The following is a 15322-nucleotide window of genomic DNA, read 5'->3' as shown; positions in this document are numbered from 1 at the left end:
GTACGAGTTTAGCATGCGTTTTAGGGGAGGGGTAATTATGTGCTTGTGAAACGCTTTTAAGACACGGAAGGTCGAAATTCTAATAAGTTGAAGAACCAATTATAGCGCCAAGAACAACACCCAAAATGCCACAAATGATTGAAGCAACAATTAGAATTAATCCCTGTGTTTCGTTATGTTTACGCGATGCAAATCCTAAGGCAACGCCAATACCACCAAAAATAATCGGAATGAAAAACAATGAGACGGCGGCTGATAGCCATCCAAGGATTAAAAAGAGCCTTGAATTATTATTAGTTTGCCTAGCAGTATCGTCAAAACTCTGAATTTGCTGGGGCTGAGCACTTTGCTGAGTTTGCCGTTGGTACGGCCGAACATTTGATACGTTAGAATGAGAGTTATTTTGAGCATCATTCATTTGATCAAAGAGAGCGCCACAATTAACGCAGAATTTTGCATCTGGTTTATTTTGAGCACCACATTGCTGACAATATTTCATGATTTACGTCCTCCAAGACTAAGTAAATTATTTTTTTGCCACGGTATCACAGCTGTAAAGTTTGAAGCCACAAAATCCATCCCGGTGTTTTTCCCTGAAAAATGAATCAAAGTGGTCGAAATTCGTTTTTTGAATTCGACATCCAAAATTTGATCAATGGGGACGAGTCTTGGTTCACCAACAATTTTTCCCGAAATTGTTGATGGGATGAGTACTAGCCCCTGATCCTCAAAGCAAATGATATTATTTTTGGTACCCCAAATAGCTAACCAAGTAATCCACAAATTATGGTAGTCGTGAAGGGACATTACTTGGATAAAATTATCGGTTTTATCTGAATAGCCGTGTTTGATTTTGAAATTTACAATCTCCTGAATGCTAGATGCCATTTATTTTTGCCTCCTAATAAGCACTTGTACTCCTTAAAAATCGTCCTCAACGGCATAATCTAAGTTGCCGTCCTTATAACGCCACAATTCACGGTCGGAATTTTCTGGATTTAGAATAATTAATGTCCAACCTGATCCAACCTTTTGCTTAATTGATTTGGAAATTTTTGTCCCCGTTGACTGAATATCTGCGTCCTCTTCGTAGTAGACTTGTTTATCTACCATTTGCTCCATAGAATCGATGATGTCACTATCTTTTGCTTCCAGACCGATAGCCTTTTTTGATTTATTGATCATGACTTTGTAATCATCCTTAGCAGTGTGGGCGACTACACAACTTTTTATTTTTTGTTCTGTTGTTTGTGGCAGATTTTGGTGAATAACAATGCCAACGATACTGCCAATTATTAAGAGAATGATAATTAACGTGGCCCAAATATTGGCGTTGCTTTGTGGTTCATTATTTGAAATCGAGTCAAAGGTTGTGACCTCGGAGTTTACCTTAGGTTGTGTTGAAGGGGGAAACGGCTCTGAACTCGGGAATTTAAATCCGCAATTAATGCAGAAGATGGTGTTTCCGTCGTTTGGGGTTCCGCATTCTGGGCAAAATTTTTTATTCATAGGGCACCTTCTTTCTCATCAGACTTTTGTGGATTCTTGTTCTTATGTTTCATACTTAGAATTCCGTCAGCGTATAGCATCAACGTCAATTTTGTTTCGGCCGCGCTGGTCTGAAACGGGGAAAGGAGGACTTGATAATTCGCCACACCATCTAATCCCTTGATGTTCAAAATGGACTTTAGATTGCGCATCAGCGTTTTCCAGGCTTCCGTGTAATTTTCTCCTGCACCAATGACTTCTACAGAAGCGGCCAATACAAATCCGTCGGGAATTTTTCCTGCTGTAATTGTGGGTGTATCAGTTAGGTCAATACTTGTTTCGAAAATGTTTGCGCCGGGTAAATCTGTGAAAACTTCGACATTTTGAAGACTGGCACCGCACTTCAAACAGAACTTAGCGGTGTCAGAGTTTTCTGATCCACATTTTGGACAACGTTTATATCTTTTGACTAACATATTTAAATCTCTCCAAATGAAATTATCTTTTATTCTGTTTCTTGTAGTTTTTAATCTGCGGTGTCATCGTCTGCATCGTTGTTGGTATCTGCGGCGTTGTTGTCGTCGTCATTAGTGTCGCTGTCATTATTATCAGTATCGTCATCATCGGAATCATTGTCGCTATCACTTGTAGAGTCAGTATTGCCAGAACTATTATCAAAATTCTTTTTATCCAATATATTTCCGTTATCATCTACTTCGATATAAGGATGAGCTTCTGAGTTTTGACTATCTTTGAGGAAAACACCCCATGTTGCACCGTTTGGCATTACTGCCTGTTCGTGCTGGATGTCTTGTATAGAGTACCGAGACCAATCAATGCTATTAGACGCCTGTACTTTTTGTCGGATTAGACTAATAGTATCGGTTCCAGAGCTGGCGGCCTCAGAGTCGGATTGTGAAGTTGAGCTAGAATCGACAGAACTGCTGTCATTTGGCGAGCTAGACTTAAAGAAACTGCTGATAGAGTTATTTGTGTGACTCATATCCAGCATTGAGATGTAAGGTGTAATTTTATTTTTATGGTAGATTGCAAATTTAATCCGAATTTTTGGACAAATTGGTCAGCATAACCTGATACGGTGTTTTCCAGTCAAGTATTTTAAGCGGTCTCTGGTTAATTTGGAGTAACGTCGTCGTTAAATCTTGAGCACTAATGTGCTCAAAACGAGTCCCCTTAGGATAAAAATAACGTAAATTCCGATTAAAGCGTTCATTACTACCACGTTCAGCTGGCGTATAAGCATGACAGTAATAGGTCTTAATACCATATTGTGATTCAAATGATACTAGCCCACTAAACTCAGTACCACGGTCCACAGTAAAACTGTGCACCGGTCCATTAAAAGTTGTTAGGAACTTAGTCAGTGCTTCATTAACACTCGCTGTCGTTCGGTCCTTTAACCGATATGCCCAAAGGAACCGTGATTTGCGATCGATTAAAGTTAATAAAACTGCCTTACTATGCCCACGAGGGCCAACGACGGTATCTAGTTCAAAATCACCGATGCGATTACGTTGATTAATCATCATGGGACGCTGTTCAATCGATCGCCCCAAAGATTGATTATATTTGGATCGTTGGTCAACGTTACGCCGTTGGCGTACGCCATGTTCAGGTAGATCATTCAAGGAGAAACCAATTCTCCCCTGATTTAGCCAATTATAAATAGATTTAGTCGCTAGTTTAAATTCGTGAGCAATCATTCCTGGTGACCAGCTTAGATGTAAATGGTTGAGAATTGTTTGCTTTAACTCATCGCTCAGCTTAGTTTTCCGACCACATCGTGATCGCTTGTATTCGGCATCTGTTTGTGCTAATTCAGCCTGATAAGGTTGACATCGAGATAATTCATAAGAAATTGTTGACGGTGATCGGTTCAGCCGAACGCCCATTTGGATATTGGACAGCCCTAGTTCACAAAAGGTTTCGATTTTAATTCGTTCGGAATAGGTTATACTAGACAAAAGATCAGCTCCTAAAAGATGGGTTTGTTGTAAACACCATTTTAAAGGAAGCTGATCTTTTTTGTCCGAACAGCGTTCGGATTAATTTTACAATCTACTTTATATTTTCTCATCAACTGATCTTTTGTAATTGTTCCGTTATTAGTCCAACTAGTATTTTCAGGTGTCCAATCTGCCATATCAGTGCCATCTGGTGGTGTGGCCGAATATTTTGTGAAAGTACCATCACGATGATCAATAACTTTGTTTGTCTCTGATAGAACGTGATTAATATTTGAGTTGGTATAGACTAAACCAATTTCGTTTGGCTGGCCCATTAACACGGTTAAATTTGGTTGACTGCCATCAGATGTAGATGCAAGCCCCTTGGAATTCATACCGAAAACCCAATATGCTAAATAGGCCAGTTGTTGTTTTTGAGGAAGTGAATCAAAAACCGCAGAAGCATTGCTCGATTGTGAAGCCTTTTTTGATGAGACAGCACGAGTACTAGAATGTTGTTTTTTTTGTTTTTGAGATTTTGGCCTCGTTGATGGAATGAGAGTATGAAATTTTTGGGGTGATAAATAGCGAAAGGTAAGAAGAGCTCCAACTAAAGCCAAAATAATTACCACGACTAATGGAATCAAAAATTTCCTTCCTTTTGCTGGCACTTCTTGTCGCTGGCTTGAATCACTTATTTGACTGTCACTTAATGATTTGCCACAATTTCTGCAAAATTTGGCATTGGGTTCATTTTGAGTATGACAATACGGACATGTAATTGAATTATTCATAATTGAATACCTCTAAAATTTTATCTAACACTTAGAAAATAGACATAAATGTAACTACACTGGCTGTTATACCCATGAGAAAAATTTGAAAGATACTGCGCCTGTTTAGGTTTGACCCATTGAGTTCGGTAATGACTACACCACCCAATATGTTGAAGGCGGTCGCCATAACCCTCCAACCACTTGCATAAAAGGCACCACTAAAACCACCGATAATGATAGCTACTGTGACGCCAAAGTTGCGACCTTTTAGATTCTCTTGAGGACTAACATTCGTTTGACCATGCTCTTGTTCAATTTTCGAAGTAGGTGACGGTTCGTAATGTCCTTCAGAAGTGTTAAATGATGTTGTTGATGCAATCGTGGCGGAATCAGGAGTTTCAGATTCACTGATGTCAAAATGAAAGCCACAATTTATACAAAATTGAGCACTACTGTTATTTTGGGTGCCGCATTGAGGGCAAAATTTCATGATTATATCTCCAATAGATAACAAAACCAATTATGGGAAGAAAAGCTTCAATGGTACTTTAAATTGTTGGTGTATTTGTTCAGCTTCTTCAACGGTGAAGGAGCCTTGACCGTGCAACCTTCGATTAACAGTTGTGCGATGCATGTTAATGCTCAGACCTACGTCTAATTGCGTGATCCCATGCTTTTTTAAATAATTTCGCAATTTTTCTGTTGTTTCTTTTTTTGAAACTTGATTGCTTTCAACTCTCAATATGAATCACCTAATCCTTTTGTAAGTTAGAAATATTCACTTCTGAATTATAATTCGAAAATTGTACCCCTTCAACTACTTTTAGTTTGCGGTTGCTAGGGGTGTAGCGGCTGTGCAACACTCTATAATAAATGCTTTTTATTGTGGAGGAGATGACAGTATGCTTGGAGACGCTATTAAGCGTGCACGGATTGACAAAAATTTGACACAAATGGAACTATCAGAAAATATTTTAAAAATTTATGGAATTCCAAATTCTTCAGGAATGATTTCAAGGTATGAGCATGCAAGTAAGCCAGTTACATCTGGTCAAATGGCAATTCCACTTTTGTTCGCGTTGTGCGATTTTTTGCAACTTGATTTAAACAATATTGCAAAAGAGGAAATGAAGGTTTTAAAAGAGCGTTCCGAAAGAATACCATTTCAACACCAACGAAAGTAAATATTTGTGAGTGACAAGGCAATCAATTGTCTAAAAGTAATAAAACGATTCCTTACCGAAACTTTGAAATGCGTGAATCATCAAAGCAAATACTGATAGCAGGGAACGACCAGTATTTTTTTGATGCTAGAGATACTTTTATAGAATTTGCGTAGTCACTCTGCTAGACATAATGACACAACCTTGGCTACCGTTATTAGGAATCGAAATGGTTTGATGTTTAAAAGTGATGATAGAGTGTCTTAAGCATTTGCTGTTCCAGATGCTTTTTGAGGATAGCAGGAGAAACTATCAAGGTGATTAAATACTCGAAAACAAAATAAGACCGCTATCCGTGATCAACGGGTAGCGGTCTATTCAACGGGCCTCTCAAAAGTATTAAGTAATGTGTTAAGAGTTTTGATGAAATTAAATCGTTTGACATATTAAAACGATGAAACAAAGGCGCACGGCACTACTTTTAGCACCTCTAACAGTATTCAAGTAATTTTAAAATGCGCTTGGGGTGCTTCCGTACACGTCTTAAACTCATTGATACCAGTGCTTTACAGCCGCCTTATTTTGAAAAAGCAACGAGTTAGCAACGAGCTACGCTTAGTCGTTGCCGAGAACTTGGTTTTCCATGAAGTTAGTTCTCATCTGTTGGCCTTGCTTAATCAGGTCATCAGTTTCAATTACATAGTATCTTTGTAACGTATCCACAGAGTGCCCTAGATAGTTTGCAATGAACTTAGGATCAATCTGTGCAAGTGTCATTAAAGTGGCTTGTGTGCGTCGCCAACCATGTGAGGTGATACGTGTGATGCCGATATCCTTACACTTACGTTCAAGAAACTTATTGACTGATGTTGGGTTGATAGGTGTGTTAGTACCTTGAATATCTGTGAAGAGGTAAGAGTACGGGCTGAAATTCACTACTTTACGACCCACAAACTGCCGCTGTTGCCATTTTCGGTAGTAACTAAGGTAATTAACCAGCAGAGGTTCTACAATGATTGTGCGCGGCTTTGTGTGGTCTTTTAGATGAATTCTTTTTCGTGTTAGTGAATAGTCATACTGTCCATCTATCAAGATTGTGTGATGTTTAAAATCTATCTTTGACCATTCAAGGCCTAAAGCTTCACCAATACGTACTCCAGTAAAGGCTTGCAGCAAGCACAGATACTTTGAGGCACAGTCATCAGACTGTTCAACGGCAGTCAGTAGTCGTTTGAATTCATCAAGCGTTAAGACCTTTTGCTTAGGGTGTATTGCTGACTGAACTTCTTCAACGCCAGCAAACTTGGCACCGATACAAGGATTCTTGAAAATGACGCCTTCATCAACAGCTGTGTTCATCATAGCTTTAAAAGAATTGTGCATGGATCGCACCGTTTGATGGGAGTAGTTATTAGCTTCTGTGTTGAGCCACAACTGATAGTTTCCTTTAGTGATTTCGTCCATGTGTTTGTATGGCGTGAAAAACTTTAAAGCGTGTTTCATATCAACACTAATTCGGTTGATAGTTTTCTGTTCAACGAATGGACGTTTATACAAGTCAATCCAATGGGGGATGTATTTACCAAGGGTAATGCTCTGAGAAGATTTGCCGATGTTAGCGTTGGCCAGTATATCAGCCTGCCATGCACGAGCATTAGTGGACGTATCAAATGTTTTTGTTTTACTGGTCCATTCTCCTGTTACAATGTCCTTATAGCGAGCGACAACTCGCCAACGACCATTCTTTAATTTTTTTGGTTTTGACATAATTCTCTGTCTCCTTTGTGAAGACAGTGGTACTTTGGCAGATTCAGTTACCCTAATAGCGGTTAGGGTAGGTTGGTACTTTCGGCATCACTCCTTTCAGTGATATAATAAAAACATCGCGGAGACATAAGCGCTCCACCAAAATAAGACTCATTGAGTCTTTCATAGTCAGCACACTCTCAAAACTTTGGTCGGGGATGAGGGTGTGCTTTTATTGTGCTCGGTGTATAATCGCCTGTAATGATTGAAGAAGTAGGAGGTGCACTATGGTTCGTTATAAAGCCGTTAAACGTCCAATCGTCGTTGATGCTTACCAAACAACCAAACCAATGGATATAAAAACTCTAGAAGGAACCATGCATGCTAATATCGGTGATTGGATTATTACTGGAAACAAAGGCGAGCAGTGGCCCGTGCGAAAAGATATCTTTGAAGAAACATATCAGTTAATTCAAGACTGATTTATTTTGGAAAAACCGTTACTTGATTGGCAATTGGCTCTGATCTCTTGTCAAAGGCTTGATCAATGTAGTTGTTTGGATTGTCTTTAAAGTCATCCCATCTGACTAGTACACAATATCTGTCATCTTCTGACCACGAACAACCATCTCTCAATTATAAGTTGAGCGCTCTAACCAACTAAGCTACGGGTCTGTGTTGCACATCCGAAAGGGTGTGCTTTTTATTTGGTCTGCTTTAAGAACGGGTCTTGTCCATTGTGGTAGTGTCTGTAGATCAAGTCATAGATACCAGCAATAATAGCAACGACTAGCACGACTGCAGACGGGTGATGAATGAGCCATGAGCCACCAGAGGCCACTAAAACAATTGGTATTAGAATCCAGACCCATTTAGTAAAGAATTTATAAGTGGCCCAGCAAAAGATGATTGCTAATAAAAGCAACATGCTATTTATCTCCCAACTTAGTAACCAAAGTCTGTGTCATCATCAGTGTCAGCGTTTGCTTCGACTTCGCTATCAGCGTCTTTGCCTTTTTGCGTCTCAGTTCCATCTGGGTTTAAGTAGCCGTCTTGAATTTCTTCTTCATCTTGGCCTTTAACCCATGAATCAGAGTTACCATAAACATCGTCGCCTGCTGCATGATCCTGCCCAGGCAATAACGGGTTTCCTTTAGGATCAACACCCTTTTGCATATTGATTTGACTCTGTGTTAGTTGCTGACTAGGTTGCTGTGCAGTTGTCTGTGATTGCTGAGTTTGTGGTTTGGCTGTAGCCGTGCTTGAAGCTTGTGAGGCCGCAGTTGAACTAGCTTCTGTTTGAGTAGATGATTGGGCTGCAGCAACAGAACTAGATTCGGCATTGCTCTGCGATTGAGCGGCTGCCTTAGAGTTAGACTCAGCCTCCTTACTAGCTTTATCTTTGCTTTCTGAAATTGATTCTGAATTGGCCTTAGCAATCGATTCTTGCTTAGCTTTCTTTTGCTTTTCAGACTTGGTAACTCGTGTTTTAGAGTTTGAACTGCTACTTGAACTTTTAGAACTGCTATTACCACAGGCCGTTAGTAGTAGTGCACTTAACACTGTTATCCCTAATGTAATTGATTTCTTCATGATATCCCCCAGATATTGTTGATTACAAATTTAGAAGTTGTTTCTTCTTTGCATCAAATTCTTCTTGCGTAATTGCACCAGAATCGAGCAGTGATTTGTATTTAGAAATTTTATCAGTGGCGTCCAAAGGTGGCACGTCTACACCATTATTATTTTTTTGGCTAGTTGCAGCTGGTTCTATAGCTTTCGAATCATCATTTTCCGTTTTGCTAAAAAACTGTTGAACATCATAGTCAGTAGCTAGGTAGTTTTTCTTGAGTTCATTAGCTGAAGAACTGTTGACTTTATTAACTGCAATGACAATTTCTTTTTTAGAGTCGGTTTCAACAAGATGGAGTAGAGCTGTTGAGTCTTTTTCTGTTGTGGTTACCTTTTTCTTACCACTTGCCCCAATCATGGCGCCAGTTGCTCCTAACAGTGCACCACCTAAAAATGCCGAGCCGCCTTTACCGGATATTTGTGAATTAAATTGAGCCTGAAATTCAATTCCAGTCATCAGATAACGTTTTTTATCAGGGTTCCCACTAAAGTAGACTGTTTTATTTGGCGTAACAACGATTGATTGTAGAGACTGTGGCGCATTGATTTTTCTTATGTCTGATAAATCGACCTTAATATCTTTGAAGCTTGATCCTTCGGGCATTTCATCACGAACTTTTTTATGGCGTTTGTGTGTATATATTCCTTGAGCAATTAACCAACCAACAAAAATTAATAATAGCAGTGTAATCATATTATTTTCCCCTAGAATGATGTCAGCTTTTAGCGTCTTCAGTATTTGGACAGAGTGTTATTTGAACATTGTTTTGTATTTTTCTTGGGCCTCAAACATAGCCCATTTTTCGGCACGAAGTGTTGCCATGTACCGGACGTTACTAAGGTCACCAGTATCGTTTTCATAATGTGAGGCCTCATGAAGAGCAGTTTTTAGCCAGTCAAGATCGTTTTGCAGTACATTTATGTATACGTCTTTTCCCTCGATATGACCGTGATATGCAGGGTTATTAACTTCAACACCCCAAAATCTTAAGTCTGGATACATATCTTCAATACGTTCAAGATCGTTCATAAAATCACCTTACAGTCGTTTGCGAAATTTCATGGCCTGTTTAACCATTTCGATAATGGCATCCCGCTCTTCATTAGAAACGTCTGGATCAATCGAGTAGGCTATGAGTTTTTGATTGTTGGTCATCGCATCTATATCTTTGCTCTGCTTGTCGTCCATTCCTAATAGGTAGTCTGTAGATACATCAAAGTATTTTGCAATAGCAGTAACTTTATCGGAACTCGCCTTACCAGTCTTCCAAGTTGATATTATTCCATTTGAAAAATTCAAATCTCGTTCGACCTGGGCAAGACTTATGTGATGTATATCTGCAAGGCCTTTAATGCGTTGATACAAAGTGTTCATGTGAGCCTCCGAAAATATTTTGTGTTTTTCCATTGACTCCGAAAATTATCGGTGCTATTATTACCTTGTGCTTGAGGGAGCATATAGAAAATATAGACATCTATTAATTAACGGAAGCCGATAGAACAGCCGTTTAAAGGCTTATTTGTTATGTGTTAATAATAGAATATGTTCGGTGAATCGTCAATAGACATCTATATTTTTCTTCGAATAAATTTTATGGAGGTGAAGTGCATGTCTGTATACACGGTAGTTCGAAGGCTTGCGGGTGAAAAAAATACGAGTATTCGAAAAATAGAGCAAGACCTCGAACTGTCAAATGGTCGTCTTAGTACGTGGGATCATCACATGCCTGCAGCTGACAGCTTACAGGATGTCGCGAGTTATTTAGGGGTTACATCGAGTTTTATTCTGGATGAGGCAAGAAAGGAGAAATCAAAATGAACGAATTAATGAATTTCGTGTTTGAAGGTTCAGACATTCGAACTTCTTTAATAAAGGACGAGGCCGTTTTTGTTGGCAAGGATGTAGCAGAAGTCTTGGGATATTCAAATCCCTTAAAGGCAATTCGAGATCACGTTGATGTCGAGGATAAAGGGGTGAACGAAATGGACACCCCTGGTGGAATCCAGAAAATGATTGTTATTAATGAGTCTGGTGTCTACTCCTTAGTGTTCGGTAGCAAGCTTCCGTCAGCCAAGCGGTTCAAGCATTGGGTGACTAGCATGGTTCTTCCCACCATTCGTGAGCAGGGGATGTACATGGAACCAGCAAAGGTTGAGCAATTGCTGAGCAACCCTGACACGATGATTGAGGTTCTGACACGGTACAAAGAATCGCAAGCAGAGGTTCAGCAGTTGAATGAAGAAAAGCGGTTGATGCAGCCGAAAGTTGACTACTTCGACGACTTGGTTGAACGAAACCTGTTAACTAACTTTCGAGATACTGCCAAGGAATTACACATTGGTCAGAAGGCATTCATCAACTGGTTACTTGAACACAAATACGTGTATCGAAACAACGGACGCAACAAGCAGCTAAAGCACTACGCAAAGTACGACCATGACTTGTTTGAATATCGTGAATCAGTAAGTGAATGGACAGACAAGACGTTCATTCAGACTCTCATCACACCAAAAGGGCGTGCAACTTTTAAATTATTGCTGGAGCAAGGTGCCTAACTTGAACTTAGTCAGCAACAAATATTAAGGCAGTGATGATTATGACAGATTCAGTAGATTCAATTATTGATGCAAAAGTGAAGATTGGTGTTGCTAAAGAAATAGCGGTCTTTAAGCAACGCATTCCATATCTTCGTGCTTGCATCAGCACCAAACAAGCAATGGAAGTCACAAATTATTCAGATAGTGCCACGTTCTTGAAGAAGTTCACGACGGATCCAGAAGTTATTCAATTACGCCTATTCAAGAAAGAGGCTAACGGATATCACTGGCTCAATCCTGAGTGGTCACAGTGGTACCACGATGTCTACATGAAACGAGGTAACTAGTATGACAGTCACATACGAGTTAACAGGATTCATCTTGTGGTCAGCTGCAATTTATCTGGCTGGCTACGGCACACGTTATGTACAAATCAATCGTCGCACGATGTTTGACCACTGGAAGAGGCTTCATCCGATACAAACGTTGAAACACGATTTACAAGAGTTTCAGGACAAATAAAAAAGCCAGCCTAATGGCTGACGGGGAGGGAAAAATATGGAGCATCCAAGTAAGGAAGAAGTAATGGCAAAAATACAAGAAAACGATCCCGACAAAGTCGAAGTTGTCAAAATGATTCATATAGTAACACGCAAAGGTGATGGTTCTATGGGCAACTTAGTTAGATACATTCATCACTACTACGACATGGATGGCAAAAAGGTTTTTGAGTACGGAGACTAATTGCGCTTGTATGGGGCGTTTTCAATCCATAATTTTGTATCGATTTTTTCAACTACAAAACTCAAATAACGTTTCATAAGTTCCAGCTCGTATTTTTCATCAAAATCGTCTGGATGATCCCAGTGAGCGTAATCGTCACCACGGTCTCTAACGACGTCACCGGCCTTTAAAACATCATCATCCTTGAAGTATTTATCCAAGGTTCTGTAAAGGTTACGATGGGCTACCTTTTGCTTCGTGTCTTCGGTATCTTCGCTAATAGGGTGTTTAAAAGCATAGTCCTTGACTAGTATTTCCATTGCGGCTCTATATCCGATACCAGCTATGGTTAAATCACCTCGTTGCTCGGAACGATACGCTTGATTAAAAACCGAAACAAATCGTGGAGAAAAGGATTCGATTTGTTCAGAAAATTTTTGACTAGAAGTATTGGGATAAACGGTCAAAAGATGAAGTTTTGTTGATTGTTCTGAACTGCCTTGCTGGATTGTGAAATGGAATTGCTTACACAAAGGGCATTGATGAGAAAAATAATAAACATTTCCGTCTGAAAATGCTTGCATAGTTTGCCTGAGATTAGTGGGGTTATTACCAGCTCCGCACCGAGGACAAAATTTAGGGATTTGAATTTCAACACTTGCCGGAGTTGAGTAGCCGGTTTCTGCACGAGTAGTTATTAGTTCCATTATGATGCCTCCAAATATTTATCGTTATTATCTCACACGAAGGAAGGCGACACCATCAACGAAAAGTTAGCACTAGCAGGTTTACAGACTATGCAGCCACACAAAAAGGCCGATTGGAGCTGGCACTCCAATCGACCGCTTAGAAATAAATTATTCGACAACATTATCTATCAGAAAGGCAGGGAACGCAAATGGCATCCACATCAGGATTGACTGTTGAGCAGCTTCATCAGATTGAAAAAGGTGTGCTAGACGATGTATTCACCATTCTTAAACATCAACGTGAGCCACTGATTCAGATGCAACGTGAAGGCGGATTGATGACTGGTAGCTCAGCAACCGCACTAGCAACTATCAATGCTAGTAAGAAGCAACTCGGTTTATATAAGCAAAAAATATTGGGAGGTAAAAAGCATGACTAATGCACGTGACTTACAGAACCACATGGTTGGTGATCCAGTCGATAACCGTGTTGAGTTTGGCACTGATTATAAAGGAGATATGACGTACACGTATCAGAAGGTTTGGATGTATCACGGTGATTTGATTGCTGACGAAGATGTCGATAAGTGGCTATACACGTTGACCGTTGAACACGACAACATCATTGACTTAGTTAGCACGCTTATCGAGGATAACTCGGCTGCTGATGTGTTCGACTGGTTAACGTCTGATAACTACGTAGACAGCAACACAATTTTGGAATCAATTGGTGCGACTGTGGCAAATGAAGGGGATGCGGCTTAATGGCAAACGAATTAGTCACACAAGTAAGTAATCAAATTATTGAAATGCAGCAGCACCAAGGCTTGTCGTTGCCACAAAACTACTCAGTTGGTAATGCGTTAAATGCCGCATGGTTGATTCTGGATGATTCGTCAGCTGGTCAGTCAATCTTACAGAAATGTGATCGAGGCACAGTGGCAAAAGCTTTGCTGGATATGGCAATTCAAGGCCTTTCACCAGCAAAGAACCAGTGTTACTTCATCCCATACGGTAAGACGTGTACGTTAACTCGTTCTTACATGGGTTCAATGGCTGTTGTTAAGCGACTACACGGTGTTAAGAACATTGAGGCGTATGTAGTTCGTCAAGGTAACGATTTTGAAGTTGGTGCTGATGGTGACCAACTCGTAGTTACAAAGTGGCAAGTGCACGTTGATGACCTCGATAAACCTATCACACACGCCGTCTGTGTCATTGAAAAGGACGACGGTACAAAGTCATTCACCATCATGACAAAGAAGCAGATTGATGTCTCATGGTCTCATGCACGAACTACAAAAGTGCAAAAAGAGTATCCAGACGAAATGGCTAAGCGGACGGTGATTAACCGAGCGGCTAAGTTGTTCATCAATACGAGTGACGACAGCGACTTGTTTGTTCAGGCAGTCAATGACACGACTTCTGATGAATACGATAACGATAACCGTAAGGATGTTACACCAGCAGCCGAATCTAAGGATACACAGGACTTGCTGAATAACTTTCAATCAAGCACTCAGTCACAACAATCATCGACGGTTAGTCAATCATCACAACCAGCAAGCACAGCGACGTCGGCTGAAAAGTCATCCAGCCTAAGTGCTGAATCGGCAGTGACTAGCAAGGCTGCTAAGCCGTCATCAACCGCTGAGGATATTATCAACGGCTTTGAACAGAGCCAATCATCAAAGGGGGCTGACACAGTTGACGAAGACGGACACAACGTTGTCATCGACCATGAAGACGAAGAACCAGACGTCCACCAAGGCGACATCTTCAACCAGCATGATAACCCTCAATCATAAAAACTATTACGACCATGACACGGACTTTCAGTACATGTCACCGTCAGTATTCAAACAGATGATGTCGTGTGAAGCCGCTGAACTAGCACTGCTAAAAGGTGACTACGAACAGTCGAACAAAGACGCACTGCTGGTTGGTAACTTCGTTCATTCGTTCTTTGAGAGCAAGGAAGCCCATCAAGCATTCATTGATGCACACCCAGAAATTATCAGCACTCGTGGCGCTAGCAAAGGTCACCTAAAAGCTAACTTCAAAGTTGGCGAGCAGATGATTGACCGCCTCTGTGATGAGCAATTGTTCACCAACATGGACAGCACCTGTAAGCATGAGGTCATTATGACTGGCAAGCTGTTTGGCTACAACTGGAAAGGCAAGATTGATGCACTGAACGTTGAGCAAGGCTTCTTCATGGACTATAAGACGGTTGACGACATTCGCAAACGTTCATGGTCAGACAAGTACCGTGGCATGGTTGACTTTGTTAGAGCACGTGACTATTTACCGCAAATGTGGGTTTACAGCCAACTGCTGGAACAGAAGTATGGCAAGCCGTTCAAATGTTTCATCTGGGCGGTTAGTAAGCAAACACCAAGCGATGTTGAACTTATCAATCCAAGTTCAGTCTGGTTAGAACCAGAAGAGTTTTGGATCAAAGAGCACATCGACCACATTGAACAGGTCATGAACGGTGAAGTTGCACCAACGGCTTGCGGACACTGTGAGTATTGCCGTGAGCACAAGACAATTACGTCAGCGATCGATGTTGGCGAGATTCTAGCAGAGTAGGAGGA

At 40.5% G+C, this 15322-nt stretch carries 25 protein-coding genes; 10 read left to right on the top strand and 15 right to left on the bottom strand.

Annotation, left to right across the window (positions count from 1 at the left end; all coding sequences use genetic code 11):
• Positions 1 to 79: 79 nt before the first annotated feature.
• The 9 genes from ABUE36_RS11010 to ABUE36_RS10970 all read right to left on the bottom strand — a co-directional run bounded on the left by ABUE36_RS11010 (position 80) and on the right by ABUE36_RS10970 (position 4973).
• On the bottom strand, positions 80 to 499 hold the full coding sequence (locus ABUE36_RS11010; protein WP_161001629.1) for a zinc ribbon domain-containing protein: 420 nt from the start codon (positions 497 to 499) through the stop codon (positions 80 to 82).
• Entirely contained in the window at positions 496 to 888 is a 393-nt protein-coding gene (locus ABUE36_RS11005) for a hypothetical protein (RefSeq protein WP_161001630.1), read from the bottom strand. Before ABUE36_RS11005 ends, ABUE36_RS11010 begins: the two co-directional genes overlap by 4 nt.
• Positions 889 to 921: 33 nt before the next feature.
• A complete protein-coding gene (locus ABUE36_RS11000) occupies positions 922 to 1509 on the bottom strand; it encodes a zinc-ribbon domain-containing protein (protein ID WP_421016739.1) in 588 nt (195 codons plus the stop codon).
• Positions 1506 to 1964, bottom strand: a complete 459-nt coding sequence (locus ABUE36_RS10995; RefSeq protein ID WP_161001632.1) for a zinc ribbon domain-containing protein — start codon at positions 1962 to 1964, stop codon at positions 1506 to 1508. Before ABUE36_RS10995 ends, ABUE36_RS11000 begins: the two co-directional genes overlap by 4 nt.
• 50 nt (positions 1965 to 2014) lie before the next feature.
• Positions 2015 to 2275 (bottom strand): hypothetical protein, encoded by a 261-nt coding sequence (locus ABUE36_RS10990; protein ID WP_421016738.1) that lies wholly within the window; start codon positions 2273 to 2275, stop codon positions 2015 to 2017.
• 268 nt (positions 2276 to 2543) lie between these two features.
• Positions 2544 to 3473: an IS30-like element ISLpl1 family transposase gene (locus ABUE36_RS10985; protein ID WP_096109805.1), complete on the bottom strand. Its 930-nt coding sequence runs from the start codon at positions 3471 to 3473 to the stop codon at positions 2544 to 2546.
• Between the two features lie 41 nt (positions 3474 to 3514).
• The gene (locus ABUE36_RS10980) at positions 3515 to 4249 is read right to left on the bottom strand and encodes a DUF7577 domain-containing protein (protein WP_421016737.1); all 735 of its coding nucleotides are present in this window, start codon (positions 4247 to 4249) and stop codon (positions 3515 to 3517) included.
• 31 nt (positions 4250 to 4280) lie between these two features.
• Entirely contained in the window at positions 4281 to 4721 is a 441-nt protein-coding gene (locus ABUE36_RS10975; protein ID WP_161001634.1) for a zinc-ribbon domain-containing protein, read from the bottom strand.
• A 30-nt stretch (positions 4722 to 4751) separates the two neighbouring features.
• The gene (locus ABUE36_RS10970) at positions 4752 to 4973 is read right to left on the bottom strand and encodes a helix-turn-helix domain-containing protein (protein WP_161001635.1); all 222 of its coding nucleotides are present in this window, start codon (positions 4971 to 4973) and stop codon (positions 4752 to 4754) included.
• Between the two features lie 160 nt (positions 4974 to 5133).
• Between ABUE36_RS10970 and ABUE36_RS10965 the strand changes: the two genes are divergently transcribed.
• A complete protein-coding gene (locus ABUE36_RS10965) occupies positions 5134 to 5415 on the top strand; it encodes a helix-turn-helix domain-containing protein (protein WP_161001636.1) in 282 nt (93 codons plus the stop codon).
• 594 nt (positions 5416 to 6009) lie between these two features.
• On the opposite strand, the gene ABUE36_RS10960 is transcribed toward ABUE36_RS10965, so the two are convergent.
• The gene (locus ABUE36_RS10960) at positions 6010 to 7161 is read right to left on the bottom strand and encodes a tyrosine-type recombinase/integrase (protein ID WP_421016736.1); all 1152 of its coding nucleotides are present in this window, start codon (positions 7159 to 7161) and stop codon (positions 6010 to 6012) included.
• Between the two features lie 266 nt (positions 7162 to 7427).
• Here ABUE36_RS10960 and ABUE36_RS10955 point away from each other — a divergent pair, with 266 nt between their 5' ends.
• On the top strand, positions 7428 to 7622 hold the full coding sequence (locus ABUE36_RS10955) for a hypothetical protein (RefSeq protein WP_287707293.1): 195 nt from the start codon (positions 7428 to 7430) through the stop codon (positions 7620 to 7622).
• A 463-nt stretch (positions 7623 to 8085) separates the two neighbouring features.
• Here ABUE36_RS10955 and ABUE36_RS10950 read toward each other — a convergent pair whose 3' ends face one another.
• The 4 genes from ABUE36_RS10950 to ABUE36_RS10935 are packed head-to-tail and all read right to left on the bottom strand — an operon-like array spanning position 8086 to position 10147.
• Positions 8086 to 8733: a hypothetical protein gene (locus ABUE36_RS10950; protein ID WP_421016735.1), complete on the bottom strand. Its 648-nt coding sequence runs from the start codon at positions 8731 to 8733 to the stop codon at positions 8086 to 8088.
• Between the two features lie 22 nt (positions 8734 to 8755).
• Positions 8756 to 9466 carry an SHOCT domain-containing protein gene (locus tag ABUE36_RS10945; protein ID WP_421016734.1) on the bottom strand — a complete coding sequence of 237 codons (711 nt, stop codon included), beginning with the start codon at positions 9464 to 9466 and terminating at the stop codon, positions 8756 to 8758.
• A gap of 57 nt (positions 9467 to 9523) precedes the next feature.
• On the bottom strand, positions 9524 to 9802 hold the full coding sequence (locus ABUE36_RS10940) for a hypothetical protein (protein WP_161000790.1): 279 nt from the start codon (positions 9800 to 9802) through the stop codon (positions 9524 to 9526).
• A gap of 9 nt (positions 9803 to 9811) precedes the next feature.
• Positions 9812 to 10147 carry a helix-turn-helix domain-containing protein gene (locus ABUE36_RS10935; RefSeq protein ID WP_186337554.1) on the bottom strand — a complete coding sequence of 112 codons (336 nt, stop codon included), beginning with the start codon at positions 10145 to 10147 and terminating at the stop codon, positions 9812 to 9814.
• Positions 10148 to 10587: 440 nt separating this feature from the next.
• Here ABUE36_RS10935 and ABUE36_RS10930 point away from each other — a divergent pair, with 440 nt between their 5' ends.
• From ABUE36_RS10930 to ABUE36_RS10915, 4 genes are read left to right on the top strand one after another with little or no spacing between them, the layout of a single operon-like run.
• Positions 10588 to 11328 carry a BRO family protein gene (locus ABUE36_RS10930; protein WP_421016733.1) on the top strand — a complete coding sequence of 247 codons (741 nt, stop codon included), beginning with the start codon at positions 10588 to 10590 and terminating at the stop codon, positions 11326 to 11328.
• A 41-nt stretch (positions 11329 to 11369) separates the two neighbouring features.
• A complete protein-coding gene (locus ABUE36_RS10925) occupies positions 11370 to 11657 on the top strand; it encodes a hypothetical protein (protein WP_421016732.1) in 288 nt (95 codons plus the stop codon).
• Between the two features lies 1 nt (position 11658).
• Positions 11659 to 11832 carry a hypothetical protein gene (locus ABUE36_RS10920; protein WP_421016731.1) on the top strand — a complete coding sequence of 58 codons (174 nt, stop codon included), beginning with the start codon at positions 11659 to 11661 and terminating at the stop codon, positions 11830 to 11832.
• Positions 11833 to 11868: 36 nt separating this feature from the next.
• The gene (locus ABUE36_RS10915; RefSeq protein WP_421016730.1) at positions 11869 to 12054 is read left to right on the top strand and encodes a hypothetical protein; all 186 of its coding nucleotides are present in this window, start codon (positions 11869 to 11871) and stop codon (positions 12052 to 12054) included.
• Here ABUE36_RS10915 and ABUE36_RS10910 read toward each other — a convergent pair.
• Entirely contained in the window at positions 12051 to 12740 is a 690-nt protein-coding gene (locus ABUE36_RS10910) for a hypothetical protein (protein WP_421016729.1), read from the bottom strand. The two genes, ABUE36_RS10915 and ABUE36_RS10910, sit on opposite strands and share 4 nt — an antisense overlap.
• A gap of 191 nt (positions 12741 to 12931) precedes the next feature.
• On the opposite strand from ABUE36_RS10910, the gene ABUE36_RS10905 reads away from it, so the two are divergent.
• From ABUE36_RS10905 to ABUE36_RS10890, 4 genes are read left to right on the top strand one after another with little or no spacing between them, the layout of a single operon-like run.
• Positions 12932 to 13162: a hypothetical protein gene (locus ABUE36_RS10905; protein ID WP_421016728.1), complete on the top strand. Its 231-nt coding sequence runs from the start codon at positions 12932 to 12934 to the stop codon at positions 13160 to 13162.
• The gene (locus ABUE36_RS10900; RefSeq protein ID WP_421016727.1) at positions 13155 to 13487 is read left to right on the top strand and encodes a hypothetical protein; all 333 of its coding nucleotides are present in this window, start codon (positions 13155 to 13157) and stop codon (positions 13485 to 13487) included. Before ABUE36_RS10905 ends, ABUE36_RS10900 begins: the two co-directional genes overlap by 8 nt.
• Positions 13487 to 14530, top strand: coding sequence for a recombinase RecT (locus ABUE36_RS10895; RefSeq protein WP_421016726.1), 1044 nt, complete (start codon positions 13487 to 13489; stop codon positions 14528 to 14530). The genes ABUE36_RS10900 and ABUE36_RS10895 overlap by 1 nt, the downstream gene beginning before the upstream one ends.
• On the top strand, positions 14511 to 15317 hold the full coding sequence (locus ABUE36_RS10890; protein WP_421016725.1) for a PD-(D/E)XK nuclease-like domain-containing protein: 807 nt from the start codon (positions 14511 to 14513) through the stop codon (positions 15315 to 15317). Before ABUE36_RS10895 ends, ABUE36_RS10890 begins: the two co-directional genes overlap by 20 nt.
• Positions 15318 to 15322 lie beyond the last annotated feature (5 nt).

Origin of the sequence: Furfurilactobacillus cerevisiae, from assembly GCF_048961765.1 — a bacterium.
In the GTDB taxonomy this organism is placed as follows: domain Bacteria; phylum Bacillota; class Bacilli; order Lactobacillales; family Lactobacillaceae; genus Furfurilactobacillus; species Furfurilactobacillus milii_A.
The sequence above is the reverse complement of the archived record's forward strand: the minus strand, read 5'-3'. Positions and strand labels throughout refer to the sequence as shown.